This window comes from Pseudarthrobacter sp. PH31-O2, from assembly GCF_030063265.1.
In the GTDB taxonomy this organism is placed as follows: Bacteria; Actinomycetota; Actinomycetes; order Actinomycetales; family Micrococcaceae; genus Arthrobacter.
Genome location: NZ_JASIST010000004.1, coordinates 186462 through 202341 on the forward strand (window position 1 = coordinate 186462; position 15880 = coordinate 202341).

A 15880-nucleotide genomic window follows, 5' to 3' on the forward strand; every position below is an offset into this window, starting at 1 on the left:
GCCGGCATTACCGGCGGCAGGTCACACGGCTTAGTCGTCGAAGGGCCTGAACCGCTCGACGGCGACCACTTTGTCCCCGCTGTGGTGCGCCACATGGCACACCACAATCTCGCCGGGGGCCAGGAACGGTTCCTCCTCCGGGAGTTGGGCGCGCAACCGGGAACCCATGTGCTTTCCGAGCTGGGCGAACACGGTAGGCAGCGCCGGGCGGTGGGTGCACAGCGCCACGGCCCGCTGTTTGTCAAAGAGGTCTTCGACGGCGGCGGCAGTCTTGTGCGGATGGCGGCCGTGACGGTGTTCCGTAAGGGCTTCATTAAGCTTTACTTTCGCATCCGAAGCCTTGGCGTACGGGGCGATGGTGGCCACACACCTCAACCACGGACTTGAAACTATCCGCAGTGGTTTCCATGCCTGCAGGAGCCGGCCCACCGCCTGCGCCTGCCGCATCCCGGTGGCGGCCAGCGGCCTGTCCCCTTCGGCTTTGGACCATGAGGAGCGCGGTTTGGCCTTGGCGTGGCGCACCACCAGCAGCGGCCAGGTCTTCAGCTCACCCCGGGAATGGGCGCCCGCCAGGTGCTCAAGCGGGGCGATGTCGCTCGGGTTGCTCAGCAGCGTCGCTGCCTTCTCCGGCGAGCACCACATCACGCTGTCCACTTCCTTGCCGTCCGGCCGGAGCGGGGCGCCGTCGACGTCGACGGCCCAATAATGGACCACCTTCAGCCCGGCGGGGACGTGATAGTGGATGGCGGGCAAGGGGATGCCCAGCGGCGCCGTCAGCCCGATTTCCTCCTCGACCTCCCGGGCTGCACATTCGGGTACGGTCTCGCCCGGGTCGATCTTGCCTTTGGGCCAGGACCAGTCGTCATAGCGCGGGCGGTGGATCAGCAGGACCTGAAGCTGGCCTTTGTCACCCGGGGTGACGCGCCAGGGCAGGGCGCCCGCCGCCACCACGGCAATTGCTTCGCCGGGATGGTCGCTCTGGTCGGCAACCGGTGCATCGCTACTCAATGCCAGAGCCCCTACCGCAGCCCGGAGGTGCGCTGCCGCGAGCGGGAATTGAGCAGCCAGGACTGAATGTCGCCGAGGTCCTGACCGTCTTCGGCGAGATGGTGGCGGGTCCACTCCGCCTGGTTGTTGAGGTGCCAGCTGGCGGTGCCAGGATCCATGTAGCGGCGCAGCAGATCCATCACGTATGTTGTGTCGTCCCCGCTGGTTAGCTGAACCAGGGCCTCGACGCGGCGGTCAAGGTTCCGGTGCATCATGTCCGCTGAACCGATGTAGACCACCGGATCCCCGCCGTTTGCGAAGGCGAAAACGCGGGAGTGCTCCAGGAAGCGGCCCAGCACGGACCGGACAGTGATGTTCTCGCTCAGCCCGGGCACCCCCGGCCGCAGCGAGCATATGCCGCGGACGATGATGTCCACCGGGACCCCGGCCTGGGACGCCCGGTAGAGGGAATCAATGATTGCTTCGTCCACGATCGAGTTGACCTTGATCTGGACCCGGGCGGCGAGGCCCGCGCGGGCGTTGCGGATCTCTGTTTCGATCCGGTCGATGAGTCCTGAACGGACCGAGCGCGGTGCCACCAGAAGCCGCTTGAACGTCGATTTCGGAGCGTAGCCGGAGAGCTGGTTGAAGAGCTTGGAGAGGTCCTCGCCTACCTGCTCATTGGCGGTGAGGAGACCGAGGTCCTCGTAGTAGCGGGCCGTGCGGGGATGGTAATTGCCGGTGCCGATGTGGCAATACCGGCGGAGTCCGTCCACTTCCTGGCGCACCACGAGTGACAGCTTGCAGTGCGTCTTGAGCCCCACGATGCCGTAAACCACGTGGACACCGGCCTGCTCGAGCTTCCGGGCCCACGAGATGTTGGCCTGCTCGTCGAAGCGGGCCTTGATCTCGACCAGGGCCAGCACCTGCTTGCCTGCCTCGGCGGCATCGATCAGGGCGTCAACGATCGGGGAGTCGCCCGAGGTGCGGTAGAGGGTCTGTTTGATGGCCTGGACCTTGGGGTCCGACGCCGCCTGTTCCAGGAACGCCTGCACCGAGGTGGAGAACGAGTCGTAGGGGTGGTGCAGCAGGATGTCACGGCGCCGCATGGCCGCAAAGACATTCGCCGCCTTGGACGTTTCCGATTCGTTAAGGTACCGGGAGGTGTGCGGGACATGCTTGGGATAGTGCAGGTCAGCCCGATCTATTCCGGCGATGACCGAGAGGCCCCGGAGATCCAAGGGGGCCGGAACCGAATAGACCTCGGATTCCTCGACGCCCAGTTCGCGGATCAGCAACGCACGGATGTTCGGGTTGATGTCGGTGGTGACTTCGAGCCGGACCGGCGGGCCGAAGCGGCGGCGCAGCAGTTCTTTCTCGAGGGCCTGCAGCAGGTTTTCGGCGTCGTCCTCTTCGACCTCGACGTCTTCGTTTCGGGTGACGCGGAAGGTGTGGTGTTCGAGCACCTCCATGCCGGCAAAGAGCTGGTCCAGATGGACGGCGATGACTTCCTCGAGAGCGATGAAGCGTGCCACCCGGCCCGGCACCGAGCCGGCGCGCGGTCCGTCAATCGAGATCAGCCGGGGGAGCTGGTCCGGGACCTTGAGGCGGGCGAAGAGCTCCTTGTCGCTGACCGGGTTGCGGACCACGACGGCGAGGTTCAGGGAAAGTCCGGAAATGTAGGGGAAGGGGTGGGCCGGGTCCACGGCCAGCGGGGTCAGGATCGGGAAGACCTTCTCCGCGAACATGGCGCTGAGCTGGTCCTTGGCCTGGGAGTCGAGCTCATCCCAGTGCATCAGGTGGATGTGCTCGTAGGCCAGGGCCGGGCGGATCTGCTCGGCATAGACATTGGCGTGGCGCTGCTGCAGCCTGTGGGCCTCGTCGCCGATCTGCTCGAGGACCTGCATTGGGCTCAGGCCGGCGGGAGACGGGACGGCGAGCCCGGTGGCGATCCTGCGCTTCAGCCCGGCGACGCGGACCATAAAGAACTCATCCAGGTTGGACGCGAAGATGGAGAGGAAGCTGACGCGTTCCAGCAGGTGGAGGTTGGGGTCTTCGGCGAGTTCCAGGACGCGGGCGTTGAAAGAGAGCCAGCTCAGCTCGCGGTCCAGGAAGCGGTCGGGGCTGAAATCACCCTCCGGCTCCAGATTTGGCGCAAATTCAGGAATGTCGATCCGGTCTTGGGTGGCACGTGAGGCAGGCACTTCGGAGGAACCGAACCGGGCACGCGCCGGCCGCACTTTTTTCTCCGACGTGGCGCCCTCGGACGTGGCCGTCCGGGCAGATTCCCGTTGCATGGTCTCTCCTATTGCTGGCGCGATTTGCTTCAACCTTACAAGCATTCACCGCGCGGTCAGCTTTCGAGGAGCCCAGATTTCCACGGGGTGAACGCGTGATGTCCGCCGATTGGATTACCGCCCTTGAAGCGGCGCGTACATCACGTCGACGTCCCAGCGGGTGAAGCCCAGGCGCCGGTACAAGGAGACGGCAGGAACGTTGTCCGCGTCGACGTAGAGCATCACTGCGTGCAGGCCCTGACGCTGCAGATATCCGATGCCGGCGACTGTCAGTGCCTTGCCCAGCCCGGTGCCCTGCGCACCGGGTGCCACGCCCACCACGTAGACCTCGCCGATAGCGGGGTGGTCGCCGTGCCGCGGGTGCACCTTGGTCCAGTGGAAGCCGAGAATCCGGTCCGAGGAATCGACGGCCAGCAGGAAACCGGCCGGATCGAACCACTGTTCTGCCATCCTCGCGTCGAGATCTGCCCGCGTCATGTTTCCCTGCTCAGGATGGTGCGCGAAAGCGGCCCGGTTCGCGGCGAGCCAGCGGTCCTCATCCCGCGCCGGGACGAAGGCACGAAGGCTTACACCGTCCGGCAGGGGAATCGCGGGCAGTTCCGCGGCCGTGCTGGTGAGGCGCATCTTCCACAGTTCCCGGACCGGTCCGTAACCGTAGCGTGCGGCGAGGTCGGCAGCGGCTTCGTGGTTGCCATGGGACCAGGCCTTCAGGCCAGCAAAGCCGCGGGTGCTCCGGAGTTCGCCGACCAGCCGGTCCGCCACGCCTTGGTTGCGGTAGCTGGGGTGGACGGCGATTTCCAGCACACCGGTGCCGTCCGGTTCCTCGATGACGACGGCGATCCCGGCGAGATCCTGTGCCGTCGCCGGGTCGGACCCGTCATCGGGGCTGTACAGGGCGAGTGTCCGGGCCGTTGTGGTGCCGACGCTCCCACCGGTGTCCGCGGCACGCAGCGTCACGAGGGTCTGTTCGGACAGCGGCGGATTGCCGTCGGATTCCTCCGCGGCGGCCGCGAGTGCCGTGACGTCCTTCAGGAGCTGCGGATCCGCAGCTCCTTTGGCGGCGAGGACGGGCCAGGTTTCAGGATGCGCAGGACTCATGGTGCAAGGCTATACGGTGGCGCCGGGCAGGGCGGATTTTGTCGATCCGGGAACTTCTACGTATAGTCGTTAAGTCATCCGGTGCCTGGTCGGGAAGTATTCCCGGTTCGGTCAGCGCAGATGCGAGGGGGATCCACCACTGGGGTGGCCTCGATACGTTCGACCCGTATGTCCTCCACTGGTTAGCAGAAAGCCCCGGACTGATGTCCGGGGCTTTCTGCGTCTGCGCTGGTGCGTCCTTGGGCTGCCGCAGGCGCTGGCTGTCGGCGCTGCCGGGTCAGGCCCCGGTGAGTTCTTCCTCCGGGTGCCGGACCAGGGTCAGGCGGTAGCCGACGTTGCGGACCGTGCTGATCAGGTTCTCGTGGTCGGCGCCGAGCTTCGCCCGCAGCCGCCGGACGTGGACGTCCACGGTGCGGGTACCGCCGTAGTAGTCGTAGCCCCAGACCTCGGTCAGCAGTTGCTGGCGGGTGAAGACCCGGCCGGGGTGCTGGGCCAGGTATTTGAGCAGTTCAAATTCCTTGAATGTCAGGTTCAGCGGAGCGCCGTTGACGCGGGCCGTGTAGCTGGCCTCATCGATCACGACGCCGGCGGCCCGGATTTCGGCGGGGGCATCGTCCTTGTCAGGGACGGCCCGGGCGATGCCGAGGCGGATGCGGGCTTCGACTTCTGCGGGCCCGGCCGACTCGAGAACGATGTCATCGACGGCCCAGGCAGAGGAGACGGCGGCCATGCCGCCCTCGGTCAGTATCAACATCAGCGGGGCGCTCAGGCCGGTGGCCTTGAGCAGTTGGGTCAGGGAGCGCGCGCCGACGAGATCTTTGCGGGCGTCGAGGAGGACGATGTCGCAAGGGTCCGTCTCCAGGAGGGCTGTCGGCTCGGCGGGGAGAATGTGGACCCGGTGGTTCAGTAATTCCAGCGCAGGCAGGACGTCCACCGATGAGCCGGTGCTGTTCGTCAGTAGCAGGATGTGCGACATGTTTCCTCCAAGGGGTGTCCGCGCATCGTTGGGCGTCTGTAGCTGAGTTCGAGTATACCCAAACGCACCTTTCCGGACATGCTTTCGTCACCTTCGTCCGGTTCATTTGCGACACAAAACGGTCGTATAAGGCAGGATTGATCCGTCGGGCCCGCAGCCCGGTGACGTTGATCAGCTCGATTGGGGGTCCGCAGGTGAGCGAAAGTACGACCACGACCGGGAAGACGATCGGAAGACGGATGACGGATATAAAGATGTCGGGTGAGCAGTGAAAACCTGGATCATCGGCGTTATCGGCTTGGCCGGACTCGCCGCGATAGTCGGCGCATCGTACATCTCGGCGGCGGCGCTGCTGGCCGTGGCAGTGATCGCCGCCGCCGCCGTCGGAGTCGGCTGGCCGCATTTCCTGGGCATCCCGGCCAAAAAGACCCTTGCCGTCCTGATCGGGTTGCCCGGCGCCGGCGCCGCCGTTGCCGCGACGTACCTTCCCGGCCCGGGTTTCCTTGACTGGACGCCATCGTTTATGGCGGCCGGGGTGATGGCGGTCTTTGTGATGCAGCTGATCCGCGGGACCGGCCAGGCGCAGCGCCTGGAGTCCACGCTCGGTTCCAGCGCCGGTGTTTTGCTCTCCTGCCTGGGCGCAGGCTGGATCGCGTGCTCCCGATTCAACGGCGTCCGTGAAATGCTCCTGGTCGCGGCAATCAGCGCTGCGATTGCCCTGCTGGCCGGCCTGATCCGCTGGCCGGACAGGGTTGTGGCGCCGCTGGGCATCGTCGGTGCAGGGCTGGCCGGGCCGCTCGCGGGCCTCGTCTTTTCCGACATCGCGGTGCTGCCGGCCGCGGTCGTTGGGGTGGTGGTGGGCGCCGTGCTGATGAGTTTCCGCCGCCTGGTGATCCTTCGCGGCGAATCTCTCAGCTTTGCGGCGGCCCTCGGAATGGGGCTGGGCCCGGTCTCCGCCGTCGGTTCGCTGGCTTACTTCATAGACAAACTACTCATCTACTAACGCGCTAGGATGGCATCATGTCCGTACTTGCATTTGAAATCTTCTTCCTTGTACTGCTCGGCGTTGCCAGCGTGGCCATGGCGTGGTTCGCCGGCTTTGTTGTGTACCGCCTCTTCAAGGGCCAGAAGTAGACACCAGAACCACTAGCCGTCTTCGTTTCCAGGGGTAGCTGCTGTGCCGATTGAAATACCGACCGATCTGACACCCGAAATCGTTCCGCTGTCCTGGCTCATAGGTGAGTGGGAGGGTGAGGGCAGGCTGGGCGCCGGGGAAGAGGATTCCGAGCACTTCCGGCAACACGTGTCCTTCACCCACAACGGCCTGCCGTACCTGCAGTACCGGGCCGAGAGCTGGCTGACCGACGACGCCGGCACCACCTTGCGTCCGCTCACTGTCGAAACCGGGTTTTGGGCCCTGGAACGCAAACAGCGCGAGGAGGATGGCGGCCCCGGGCTGATCCCGGCGGACATCGTTCCCGTGCTCAAGAGCGCCGACGAAGTCGAGGCCCTGCGCAACAACGACGGCGGCTTCGATATCTCGGTCTCGATCTCCCATCCCGGCGGGATTTCCGAGTTGTATTACGGCCAAATTAAGGGCCCGCAGATCCAGCTCAGCACCGACATGGTGATGCGCGGCAGCCACTCCAAGGAGTACACCGCCGCGACCCGGATCTTTGGCCTGGTGGAAGGCAACCTGCTGTGGCGCTGGGACGTGGCCTCGGGCAAGGGATCTGCGGGGGGAAGCGGCCTGGCGGCGCACGCATCCGCCATCCTGCACAAAGCGAGCTGATCGGCGGCGCACGGTGCCTGCCGGCGGAAAAGCCCGGCTTTGATCTCTCACTGAAAGTCAGTTGTCCGGAACGACCGCAGGGAGCATCACAGTGAATGCCATACCCAAAACAACTGCCGATTTCAGCGACCTGAAGGCCGTGTATTTCAACGGCACCCTCAAGAGGTCCCCCGAGACCTCCAACACGCAGGGCCTGATTGACGTCAGCCGCGCCATCATGGAAAAACACGGCGTCAGCACCCGGGTCATCCGGACGGTGGACCACGACATCGCCAGCGGCGTCTATCCGGACATGCGCGAGCATGGCTGGCAGACCGATGAGTGGCCGGAACTGTATCCGGCCGTCCGGGACGCGGACATTGTGGTGCTGGCCGGACCCATCTGGCTCGGCGACAACTCCTCGCAGACGAAGAAGTTGATTGAGCGGCTCTACGCGCACTCGGGCGAGCTGAACGAGCAGGGCCAGTGGGCGTTCTACCCCAAGGTCGGCGGTTGCCTCATCACCGGAAACGAGGATGGGATCAAGCATTGCGCCATGAACGTCCTCTACAGCCTCCAGCACGTCGGCTTCACCATCCCGCCGCAGGCCGACGCCGGCTGGATAGGTGCCGTGGGACCGGGTCCGAGCTACCTTGACGAAGGCTCCGGCGGTCCGGAAAGTGACTTCACCAACCGCAACACCACCTTCATGACCTGGAACCTGCTGCATCTGGCACGGATCCTCAAGGATGCAGGCGGCATTCCTGCCTACGGGAACCTGCCCGAGGCCTGGAAGGCCGGCACCAGGTTTGACTTCGAAAATCCGGAATACCGCTAAGCGTTGAGGACTTCTACTACATATGACTACCAAAAACCCCCTGTTGGAGCGGCCCGGCGCCGTCGAGGCCGTCGGGGCTGATGCCGGCGTCGCCTCCCACTACGGCGAACCGCTGCGCGAACAGCGGGCCCTGGCTGCCGGGACCGCCCTTGTGGATCTGTCCCACCGCGGCGTCGTCACCGTTGCCGGGCCGGACCGGCTGAGCTGGCTTAACACGCTCTCCTCCCAGCAGCTGACCACCCTTGGGCCGGGGCAGTCCAGTGAACTGCTGCTGCTCAGCGTGCAGGGCCGGATCGAATTCGACGCACGGGTCGTGGACGACGGTGCCACGACCTGGCTTGTTGTCGAGGCGGCCGAGGCCGCGCCGCTGGCCGAGTGGCTGAACAAAATGAAGTTTATGCTCCGGGTCGAGATCATCGACGCATCCGCGGACTGGGCCGTGCTGGGTACCACCCGCCGGGTACCTGAGTTCTCCGGCCTGCTGGTCTGGGAAGACCCGTGGCCCCATGTCGGGGCCGGCGGCTACTCGTACGCGGTGGTGGGGGAGGATTCCCACCCGGGGCTCGAACGGCCGTGGTTCGAGTACCTCGTCCCGGCCGGGGAACTTGAAGCCACCGTCGGGGCACGCCCGCTCGCGGGGGTCTGGGCGGCCGAAGCGCTGCGCATCGCGGCGTGGCGGCCCCGCTGGGGCGCCGAAACCGACGACCGGACCATCCCGCACGAACTCGACCTGCTCCGCACCGCCGTGCACCTGAACAAAGGCTGCTACAAGGGCCAGGAAACAGTGGCCCGGGTGCATAACCTGGGCCACCCGCCGCGCCGGCTGGTGTTCCTGCAGCTCGACGGATCACAGCACACCATGCCCGCCGTCGGCAGCGAAGTCCGCGCCGGTGAGCGCAAGGTGGGCACCGTCACCTCCGTAGCCCAGCACTATGAAATGGGGCCGGTGGCCCTGGCAGTGGTCAAACGCTCGGTCTCGCCGGAGGACGTGCTGACAGTACTTGACGGCGAAGAGCCCTACACCGCGGCGCAGGAACTTATTGTGGCTCCCGACGCCGGACAGGTTGTAGGACGGCAGACCGGTTTCCTGCGGGGGACTCGATGACTGAGGGAAGCTCCGTGCCTGACGAAGAGACCCTGGCGCTGGCACACAGACTTTTTGACGCTGCCCGGCAGGGTGACTCCGCCACTCTTGGCAGCTACCTCGCCGCCGGGGCCCCGGCGGGCTTAACGAACACGGCGGGGGATTCCTTGCTGATGCTTGCGGCATACCACGGCCACGCCGACGCCGTCCGGCTCATCCTGGCGCACGGCGGAGACGCGAACACCGCCAACGACCGAGGCCAGACGCCGCTGGCAGGGGCCGTGTTCAAGGGCTACACGGAGGTGTCCCGGGTGCTGGTCGACGCCGGGGCGGACCCCGACGCCGGGACGCCATCGGCCCGGGCGGCCGCGCAAATGTTCGAGCGCAACGACATCCTGGCGCTGCTGGGCTGATCCGGTTCCCGGGATTCCCAACACTGTTGCGCCCGTATACTCCATGTGGAATAGTCGTGCTGGAATAGTGTTTCGGGCTCACCGGCCGCCATTACCAAAGGACCCCGCACCATGCCTCGAGCCACGCCGCTGACACCATTGGGCGTTGCCGCACTCTCCCTGCTCGCAGAAGAACCGATGCATCCCTACGAGATGTACCAGCTCCTGGTCGCCCGGCATGAGGACCGTTTGGTCAAGGTCCGTCCGGGAACGCTTTATCACGCAGTCGGGCGGCTTGAAGAGCAGGGGCTGGTGGCCGCGACCGGAACCGACCGTGAAGGCAACCGCCCGGAACGCACCACCTACGAGATTTCCGGGGCGGGCCGGGAGGCTTTGACCCTGCGGCTGCAGGACATGCTCGCTACTCCCGTCAATGAATATCCGTCCTTCCCGATGGCCGTCTCGGAGGCGTACAACCTGCGTGCCGGCGTCGTGATCGAACTGCTCGACCGGCGCCTTATCGGGCTCCGGGAGCAGCTCGACTTCCTCTCCGCCGCGCAAGAACGGGTCCGGGCGCAGCAGGTCGACCGCAAGTACTGGATCGACATGGAGTACCAGCAGGTCATGCTGCGCGCAGAGACCGGCTGGATCCGGAGCCTCCAGCAGGAGCTCGGAACCGGCCAGCTGACCTGGTAGCCACCCCCGGCTCCGCGTTCGACGAATAATTTCAGACATCCCCAGGCATCACCACCAGCACTAAGGAACCACATGGAAACTGTAGCCAGGCCGTGGCCGGCACTCTGGTCCCTCGTTATCGGGTTCTTTATGATCCTGATCGACACCACCATCGTCTCGGTGGCCAACCCCCGCATTATGGAAGGCCTGAACGCGGACATCAACTCGGTAATCTGGGTGACCAGCGCCTACCTGCTCGCCTACGCGGTGCCGCTGCTGATCACCGGCCGGCTGGGCGACCGCTTCGGCCCCAAGAAGCTCTACCTGACCGGCCTGGTCGTCTTCACGCTGGCCTCCCTTTGGTGCGGTCTCTCCGGCGACGTCCAGATGCTGATCGTGGCCCGGGTGTTCCAGGGCTTCGGCGCCGCACTCATGACACCCCAGACCATGGCGGTGATCACCCGGATCTTCGCACCGGACCGGCGGGGTGCCGCGATGGGCGTCTGGGGCGCCACCGCAGGCATCGCGACCCTCGTCGGCCCGATCCTCGGCGGCGTCCTCGTCGACGGCCTGGGCTGGGAATGGATCTTCTTTATTAACGTTCCGGTTGGCATCGTCGGGTTTGTCCTGGCCGTGCGGTACGTGCCGGCCCTGAGCACCCACCCGCACAAGTTCGACATCCCCGGTGTAGTGCTCAGCGCCGTCGGATTGTTCCTGCTGGTATTCGGCATCCAGGAAGGTGAGACGTACGACTGGGGGACCATCACCGGGCCGATTACGGTATGGGGCCTAATCATCTCGGGAATCGCCGTCCTGGTGGTCTTCGTTTGGTGGCAAAAGATCAACAAGGGCGAGCCGCTGCTGCCGCTGTCCCTCTTCAAGGACCGGAACTTCTCGCTCGCGAACATCAGCATCACCACCGTCGGCTTTACCGTCACGGCCTTCACCCTGCCGCTGATCTTCTACTACCAGATTGTCCGCGGGCTGACGCCCACCCAGTCTGCCCTGATGATGGTTCCGATGGCCGTGATCGCTGGTGGCCTGGCACCCGTCGTCGGGAAGATTATCGACAGGGTCAATCCGAAGTACATCACCGCCACAAGCCTGGTTCTGATGTCCGTGGCGCTGTTCTGGAATTCCTCCCTGATGCACCCGGACACGCCGATCTGGCTGTTCCTGCTGCCGAGCGCTGTGCTGGGCTTCGCTAACGCCGGAATCTGGGCGCCCCTTAGTTCGACCGCCACCCGAAACCTGCAGCCCCGCCAGGCCGGTGCCGGTTCCGGGGTCTACAACACCACCCGGCAGATTGGGGCCGTCCTCGGCAGCGCTGCCATTGCAGTGCTCATTCAGTCCCGCCTGGCATCGGAGCTGCCGGCAGCTCCCGCCGGCGCCAGCCCGATGGCATTTGGCGGCACCCTGCCTGAGGCCCTGCGCGAGGGATTCTCGACGGCGATGGGCCAGTCCATTATGCTTCCCGCTGCCGTGATTCTGCTCGGCGCGGCGGTGGCGCTGTTCTTCGCGAAGCCCCAGCCGGTTCAGGGCTGGGGCAGGCCCGCAACCGCTCCGGCGGGGGCTTCGTCAGATGAGCAGGCGCCGGCAAAGCAGCGCTAACGCTCCAACCCCGGCGGCTTCCGGATCAGCCCAGCAGCACGCTGGTCTGGATGCCGCCGGCGGCCAGGCCCAGGCTGCGGGCGATGGCCAGTGCGCCCTTGTTGCTGACCTCGGCACGCCATTGCAGCGTCAGCCCTGAGGCGAGTGCCTCATGAGCCGCGATGGAGGCCGCCAGTGATCCCAGCCCCCGGCGGCGCCAGTCCGGGGCGACCAGCACCCCCATCTGGGCCAGGATGCCTTCCCACTCGGTGTAGGCACCGCAGGCCACCGGGGTCTTGCGGCCGTCTTCCACATGCATGATGGTGAAACGGTGCTCAAGGTCCGCGAGGCCTACTTCGTTGACGTCATCCGGCGGGCAGGCGGATTCCAGCTCGACAGCTTCCGGGCTGCCCGGCGAGACGGTGAGCTCCTCAGCGGGTTGTTGCAGGGGCAGATCATCTGCGAAAAAAAGTGCCGTGGCGCCGAGACCGTGGCCTCCGTGCTCCCGGGTGAGGGCGAGCAGCGTGCCGTGTTGCGCCAGCTCCCCGTCGGTTAGCCCCCTGGCGGCGTCCAGCGCCCATTGTGGTCCCACGAATGCAGAATTGCCGAACAGCCGGACAAACCGGACGGCGCGGGCCGAGTCGTCTGCCCGCGTGATGCGTTCGCCCGCCGCAGCGGCAAACGCGCCGTCGTCCAGACCGAGGGAACGGGCCCACGCGAGCTGGATGATGTCGACGGAACCGGGCTCAAGTGTCATGACTCCACCCTACCCACCGGCGCGCCGGGGCCCGGGGCCTAACCGAAGAGGACCGCGGCCTCGTCGTAGCGGTACTGCGGGACGGTCTTGAGGTTACCGAGCGCGGCGTCGAAGCCTACATGGACGATGTCGGTGCCGTTGAGGGACACCATGGTGCCCCAGCGCGCTTCGACGACCGAATCGATCGCGGCCATGCCCAGCCGGGTCGCCAGGACACGGTCGAATGCGGTGGGAACACCGCCGCGCTGGATGTGGCCCAGGACGGTCGCACGGGTTTCGATGCCGGTCATGGCTTCCAGCTCGGGGGCCAGCCTTTCCGAGATCCCGCCAAGGCGCGGACGTCCGAAGGTGTCCAGCCCGCGTTCGGAGTGCGGCGTTTCCTGGTCATCCGGGACGAATCCCTCGGCCACGACAATGAGCGGCGCGCGGCCACGGTCCCGAGCCGAGACAACCCAGTCGGCGATCTGCTTCATCGAGGCTTTCTGCTCCGGGATCAGGATGGCGTGGGCGCCCGAGGCCATGCCGGCGTGCAGGGCGATCCAGCCCACGTGGCGTCCCATCACTTCGGCGATCATGCAACGGTGGTGGGACTCGCCGGTGGTCCGCAGCCGGTCGATCGCCTCGGTGGCAATTTCGACGGCGGTGTCGAAGCCGAAGGTGTAGTCAGTGGCGTCGAGATCGTTGTCGACGGTCTTGGGGACGCCCACGATCTTCAGGCCGGCGTCGGTGAGGCGTTTGGCGGCCGCCAGCGTGCCTTCCCCGCCGATGGCGATGAGGGCGTCGATGCCCAACCGGTCCATATTGGCCTTGATCACCTCGGGTCCGCCGTTGTTTTCAAACGGGTTGGTCCGGGACGTCCCCAGGATGGTCCCGCCCTGTTTGGCGATGCCGCGGACCATGCTGCGGGGGATATCGATGGTGTCTGCTTCGACGACGCCACGCCAGCCGTCCAGGAACCCCACGAACTCGTGGCCGTGCACGGCGATGCCCTTCAGGACGGCGCCTCGGATGACGGCGTTCAGTCCCGGGCAGTCGCCGCCACTGGTGAGGATTCCAATTTTCATGTCTCGGCTCAAATCCTGGTTCGTAGGTTTTCAGGAAGAGCGCCACGCTGAGCTCACCTAGAGTCTAGTGGCGCCTGTGGGGCAGGACACAACCTGTGACTTCGGGAAAGTGCCCCGGCCGGCCGGCCGGGGCACTGCGTTTCCTCGCGGGGACGGCGTCAGGGTCGTCCCGAGCGCTTGGCGAGGAACGTCTCAAGGACGACGGCGTTCCGCTGGTCCGGGAGGAGAAGCCAGGCCGCAAGATAAAGCACAAAAGCCGGTCCAGGCAGCAGCGCGACGAGCAAAAAGGCGATCCGGACGAACGCAACATCCACGTTCAGTTTGGCGGCGATGCCTCCGCAGACTCCGCCCAGCCAACGCTGCGGGCCGCGTTTGAGCCCAAGGCCCCTGACGGTGCTGAAGAATTTTTCCATGGTTCAAGACTTCCTTGTCGGGGTGGCTTTGTCACGTCCGCGCGATGAGAGCAGCCCGCCGACGACGAGAGCGGCTCCGGCGCCAATCATCAGGCCGATCACCACGTAGCTGCCGTTGAGCGACACGAGGCGCAGCTCGGAAACGATGATAAGTGCGGCCAGTGCCATCACTATCAAGCCCCAGACGATGGTGCCCACGCGGGGCGGTGATTCCACCTGCGGTTCCCGCGCTCCCGGCGGAGGCGGGGCTGCCGGGCTGCCGGCCGGTGCGTCATAGCTGCTCATGTCAATTACCTTCCTTGATGGTGACGTTGCTGAAGGTGCCGTCTATCTTGACGATCAGGGTCGCCCCCGGCATTTCGGTGTTGTAATCGATCTGCCGAGTGGTCATGCCACTGTGATTCTGGCTGCCCTCATTGAGGTTGCCCATGGTCATGTCTGCCTGGATTTCCACCGGAACGGTGTCCGGGATGACCACCGTGAGGTTGCTTGCTGTCGCGTCGAGAGGGACCACAAGGTCGGTTTTCAACGGAGGGTTGAGCGAGAGCCCGGTAAGGTCCACGGTTCCGGTGCCGGCCGTGATGTCGAAGCCTCCCAGTGCCTGCTCGATGCTCACCGGTGACCAGTCCGCATTCTGCGGACGGAAGCGGTCGCCGTTGGGCAACACATTGAAGATTCCGCCGACGACCAGGGCGAGCGCTGCCAAGAACCCGAGGCTGCCCGACGTGCGGCCCCTGAGACCGGCGATAAGGATGCCGAGACCCAGGACCACGGCGGCGCTGGCCCAGATAACGGCGCTGCTGGAGGTACCGAGGTTGATGAGGTTCGCGACGTCGAGGATCTTGATACCGCCGCCCACCAGCAGGGCAAGGCCGGCTGTCACCGCGACGGCGGGAGTGCCCGGGCCCAGCTTCCGGGGTTTGCCCGGCTGGACGGGCCCGGGCACCGGCTGGTAGCCGCCACGGAACGGGCGTGTTGCACCCGGCGGTTGGGGTGTGCCCCAGCCCGGTGCCGGCAGCGTTGACTCGCCGTTGTGGGCCGGTGTTTCCGAGGCCCCGTAGCCGGTTGCGGCGAAGGGGGCCACCCCTGCCGGTACCGCGGGCGTTGCCTGCTTTGGCGGGTAGGCGGTGTGGACCGCCGGGTCACCGTCCGGATGGCCAGCGGACAGGCCGGTGGCGCCGTTCCGGGACTTGTTGCGGTGCGTGAGGTAGTAGATGAGGTAGATGGCGCCGCCGACCCAAAAAACTGTCCAAAGGAAGGGGCCAGCGCCGTAGCGGTCCCAGCCCCAGGCGCCGCTGCCCAGGCTGGGGAAGCCGACGACCGTGGTGATCAGGGCCCCGGTCATGCCGGATGACCAGCGGCCCGCGGCGGCTTCCTGCAGATGGATGCGCCCGTCCGGTTCGGGCAGGAGTGCCCACGCGATGCCGTAGAGCAGGACGCCGACGCCGGCGAAGATTGCCAGCACTATCAGGATGCCGCGGACAATCAACGGGTCGACGCCGAAGTGCCGGGCTATGCCACTTGCCACCCCGCCGACCCAGCGCTCGCGGCCTCGGTGGACGCCGTGGCTCCGGATCCAGTCGAAGAAATCCTGCGGCGGGCTGCCGGCCGGCGGAGGCGTTGGCGCGTAGTCGTAAGGCGGAGGCGGAGGAGGTGTTGGCGCGTAGTCGTAGGGCGGAGGCGGAGGAGGTGTTGGCGCGTAGTCGTAGGGCGGAGGAGGCGGGTTGCCGGCCCCGGAACCGGCCGAATCCTCCAGCGGCGCGGTCGCGGAGGTGTTGGCGGCAGTGCCGGCAGAGGTCTCCGCGGCCGGCGCCGCAGGCTCTTCTGCGGCACCGCCTGCAGGGGCGTTTCCTTCATTGGGGTGCTCAGGGTGCGGATTCATACTTCGATCCTGCCGTCCGCCACGATTCCGTTCTACTGGGGAACACCCTGAACTGC

16 protein-coding genes are annotated in these 15880 nt (G+C 66.0%); 7 read left to right on the plus strand and 9 right to left on the minus strand.

Annotated elements, in window-relative coordinates:
* Positions 1–30: 30 nt before the first annotated feature.
* The 4 genes from QMG72_RS08515 to QMG72_RS08530 all read right to left on the minus strand — a co-directional run bounded on the left by QMG72_RS08515 (position 31) and on the right by QMG72_RS08530 (position 5358).
* A complete protein-coding gene (locus QMG72_RS08515; protein ID WP_226774787.1) occupies positions 31–1008 on the minus strand; it encodes an NUDIX hydrolase in 978 nt (325 codons plus the stop codon).
* Positions 1009–1019: 11 nt separating this feature from the next.
* Positions 1020–3284, minus strand: a complete 2265-nt coding sequence (locus QMG72_RS08520; RefSeq protein ID WP_226774786.1) for an RNA degradosome polyphosphate kinase — start codon at positions 3282–3284, stop codon at positions 1020–1022.
* A gap of 114 nt (positions 3285–3398) precedes the next feature.
* Positions 3399–4382 (minus strand): mycothiol synthase, encoded by a 984-nt coding sequence (mshD, locus tag QMG72_RS08525; RefSeq protein ID WP_226774785.1) that lies wholly within the window; start codon positions 4380–4382, stop codon positions 3399–3401.
* Between the two features lie 277 nt (positions 4383–4659).
* Positions 4660–5358: a winged helix-turn-helix transcriptional regulator gene (locus QMG72_RS08530; protein WP_282359766.1), complete on the minus strand. Its 699-nt coding sequence runs from the start codon at positions 5356–5358 to the stop codon at positions 4660–4662.
* Positions 5359–5626: 268 nt separating this feature from the next.
* Here QMG72_RS08530 and QMG72_RS08535 point away from each other — a divergent pair, with 268 nt between their 5' ends.
* The 7 genes from QMG72_RS08535 (at position 5627) to QMG72_RS08565 (ending at position 11729) form a co-directional block, all read left to right on the plus strand.
* Positions 5627–6361 carry a permease gene (locus tag QMG72_RS08535; RefSeq protein WP_282359765.1) on the plus strand — a complete coding sequence of 245 codons (735 nt, stop codon included), beginning with the start codon at positions 5627–5629 and terminating at the stop codon, positions 6359–6361.
* Between the two features lie 174 nt (positions 6362–6535).
* Positions 6536–7150 carry a nitrobindin family protein gene (locus QMG72_RS08540; RefSeq protein ID WP_226774782.1) on the plus strand — a complete coding sequence of 205 codons (615 nt, stop codon included), beginning with the start codon at positions 6536–6538 and terminating at the stop codon, positions 7148–7150.
* Between the two features lie 91 nt (positions 7151–7241).
* Entirely contained in the window at positions 7242–7967 is a 726-nt protein-coding gene (locus QMG72_RS08545; RefSeq protein ID WP_226774781.1) for a flavodoxin family protein, read from the plus strand.
* 22 nt (positions 7968–7989) lie between these two features.
* Entirely contained in the window at positions 7990–9072 is a 1083-nt protein-coding gene (gene ygfZ, locus QMG72_RS08550; protein WP_226774780.1) for a CAF17-like 4Fe-4S cluster assembly/insertion protein YgfZ, read from the plus strand.
* Positions 9069–9464 (plus strand): ankyrin repeat domain-containing protein, encoded by a 396-nt coding sequence (locus tag QMG72_RS08555; RefSeq protein WP_226774779.1) that lies wholly within the window; start codon positions 9069–9071, stop codon positions 9462–9464. The genes ygfZ and QMG72_RS08555 overlap by 4 nt, the downstream gene beginning before the upstream one ends.
* Positions 9465–9575: 111 nt before the next feature.
* Positions 9576–10139 carry a PadR family transcriptional regulator gene (locus QMG72_RS08560; protein ID WP_226774778.1) on the plus strand — a complete coding sequence of 188 codons (564 nt, stop codon included), beginning with the start codon at positions 9576–9578 and terminating at the stop codon, positions 10137–10139.
* A gap of 72 nt (positions 10140–10211) precedes the next feature.
* Positions 10212–11729 carry a DHA2 family efflux MFS transporter permease subunit gene (locus QMG72_RS08565; RefSeq protein WP_226774777.1) on the plus strand — a complete coding sequence of 506 codons (1518 nt, stop codon included), beginning with the start codon at positions 10212–10214 and terminating at the stop codon, positions 11727–11729.
* Between the two features lie 25 nt (positions 11730–11754).
* Here the strand turns inward: QMG72_RS08565 and QMG72_RS08570 are convergent, their stop codons facing one another.
* From QMG72_RS08570 to QMG72_RS08590, 5 genes are all read right to left on the minus strand, one after another.
* Positions 11755–12465: a GNAT family N-acetyltransferase gene (locus QMG72_RS08570; RefSeq protein ID WP_226774776.1), complete on the minus strand. Its 711-nt coding sequence runs from the start codon at positions 12463–12465 to the stop codon at positions 11755–11757.
* A gap of 38 nt (positions 12466–12503) precedes the next feature.
* Complete coding sequence (locus tag QMG72_RS08575; protein ID WP_226774775.1) at positions 12504–13529, minus strand: 6-phosphofructokinase; 1026 nt, start codon at positions 13527–13529, stop codon at positions 12504–12506.
* A gap of 158 nt (positions 13530–13687) precedes the next feature.
* Positions 13688–13942, minus strand: a complete 255-nt coding sequence (locus tag QMG72_RS08580) for a PspC domain-containing protein (RefSeq protein ID WP_226774774.1) — start codon at positions 13940–13942, stop codon at positions 13688–13690.
* Between the two features lie 3 nt (positions 13943–13945).
* Positions 13946–14227 (minus strand): hypothetical protein, encoded by a 282-nt coding sequence (locus QMG72_RS08585; protein WP_226774773.1) that lies wholly within the window; start codon positions 14225–14227, stop codon positions 13946–13948.
* A 1-nt stretch (position 14228) separates the two neighbouring features.
* Positions 14229–15824 carry a PspC domain-containing protein gene (locus tag QMG72_RS08590; RefSeq protein ID WP_226774772.1) on the minus strand — a complete coding sequence of 532 codons (1596 nt, stop codon included), beginning with the start codon at positions 15822–15824 and terminating at the stop codon, positions 14229–14231.
* Between the last annotated feature and the right edge of the window lie 56 nt (positions 15825–15880).

What these genes read in the sequence shown, in the direction of transcription:
- QMG72_RS08520 (WP_226774786.1), bottom strand. Translation starts at nt 3,284, where the DNA reads ATGCAACGGGAATCTGCCCGGACGGCCACGTCCGAGGGCGCCACGTCG.
- mshD (WP_226774785.1), bottom strand. Translation starts at nt 4,382, where the DNA reads ATGAGTCCTGCGCATCCTGAAACCTGGCCCGTCCTCGCCGCCAAAGGA.
- QMG72_RS08530 (WP_282359766.1), bottom strand. Translation starts at nt 5,358, where the DNA reads ATGTCGCACATCCTGCTACTGACGAACAGCACCGGCTCATCGGTGGAC.
- ygfZ (WP_226774780.1), top strand. Translation starts at nt 7,990, where the DNA reads ATGACTACCAAAAACCCCCTGTTGGAGCGGCCCGGCGCCGTCGAGGCC.
- QMG72_RS08555 (WP_226774779.1), top strand. Translation starts at nt 9,069, where the DNA reads ATGACTGAGGGAAGCTCCGTGCCTGACGAAGAGACCCTGGCGCTGGCA.
- QMG72_RS08560 (WP_226774778.1), top strand. Translation starts at nt 9,576, where the DNA reads ATGCCTCGAGCCACGCCGCTGACACCATTGGGCGTTGCCGCACTCTCC.
- QMG72_RS08565 (WP_226774777.1), top strand. Translation starts at nt 10,212, where the DNA reads ATGGAAACTGTAGCCAGGCCGTGGCCGGCACTCTGGTCCCTCGTTATC.
- QMG72_RS08570 (WP_226774776.1), bottom strand. Translation starts at nt 12,465, where the DNA reads ATGACACTTGAGCCCGGTTCCGTCGACATCATCCAGCTCGCGTGGGCC.
- QMG72_RS08575 (WP_226774775.1), bottom strand. Translation starts at nt 13,529, where the DNA reads ATGAAAATTGGAATCCTCACCAGTGGCGGCGACTGCCCGGGACTGAAC.
- QMG72_RS08580 (WP_226774774.1), bottom strand. Translation starts at nt 13,942, where the DNA reads ATGGAAAAATTCTTCAGCACCGTCAGGGGCCTTGGGCTCAAACGCGGC.
- QMG72_RS08585 (WP_226774773.1), bottom strand. Translation starts at nt 14,227, where the DNA reads ATGAGCAGCTATGACGCACCGGCCGGCAGCCCGGCAGCCCCGCCTCCG.
- QMG72_RS08590 (WP_226774772.1), bottom strand. Translation starts at nt 15,824, where the DNA reads ATGAATCCGCACCCTGAGCACCCCAATGAAGGAAACGCCCCTGCAGGC.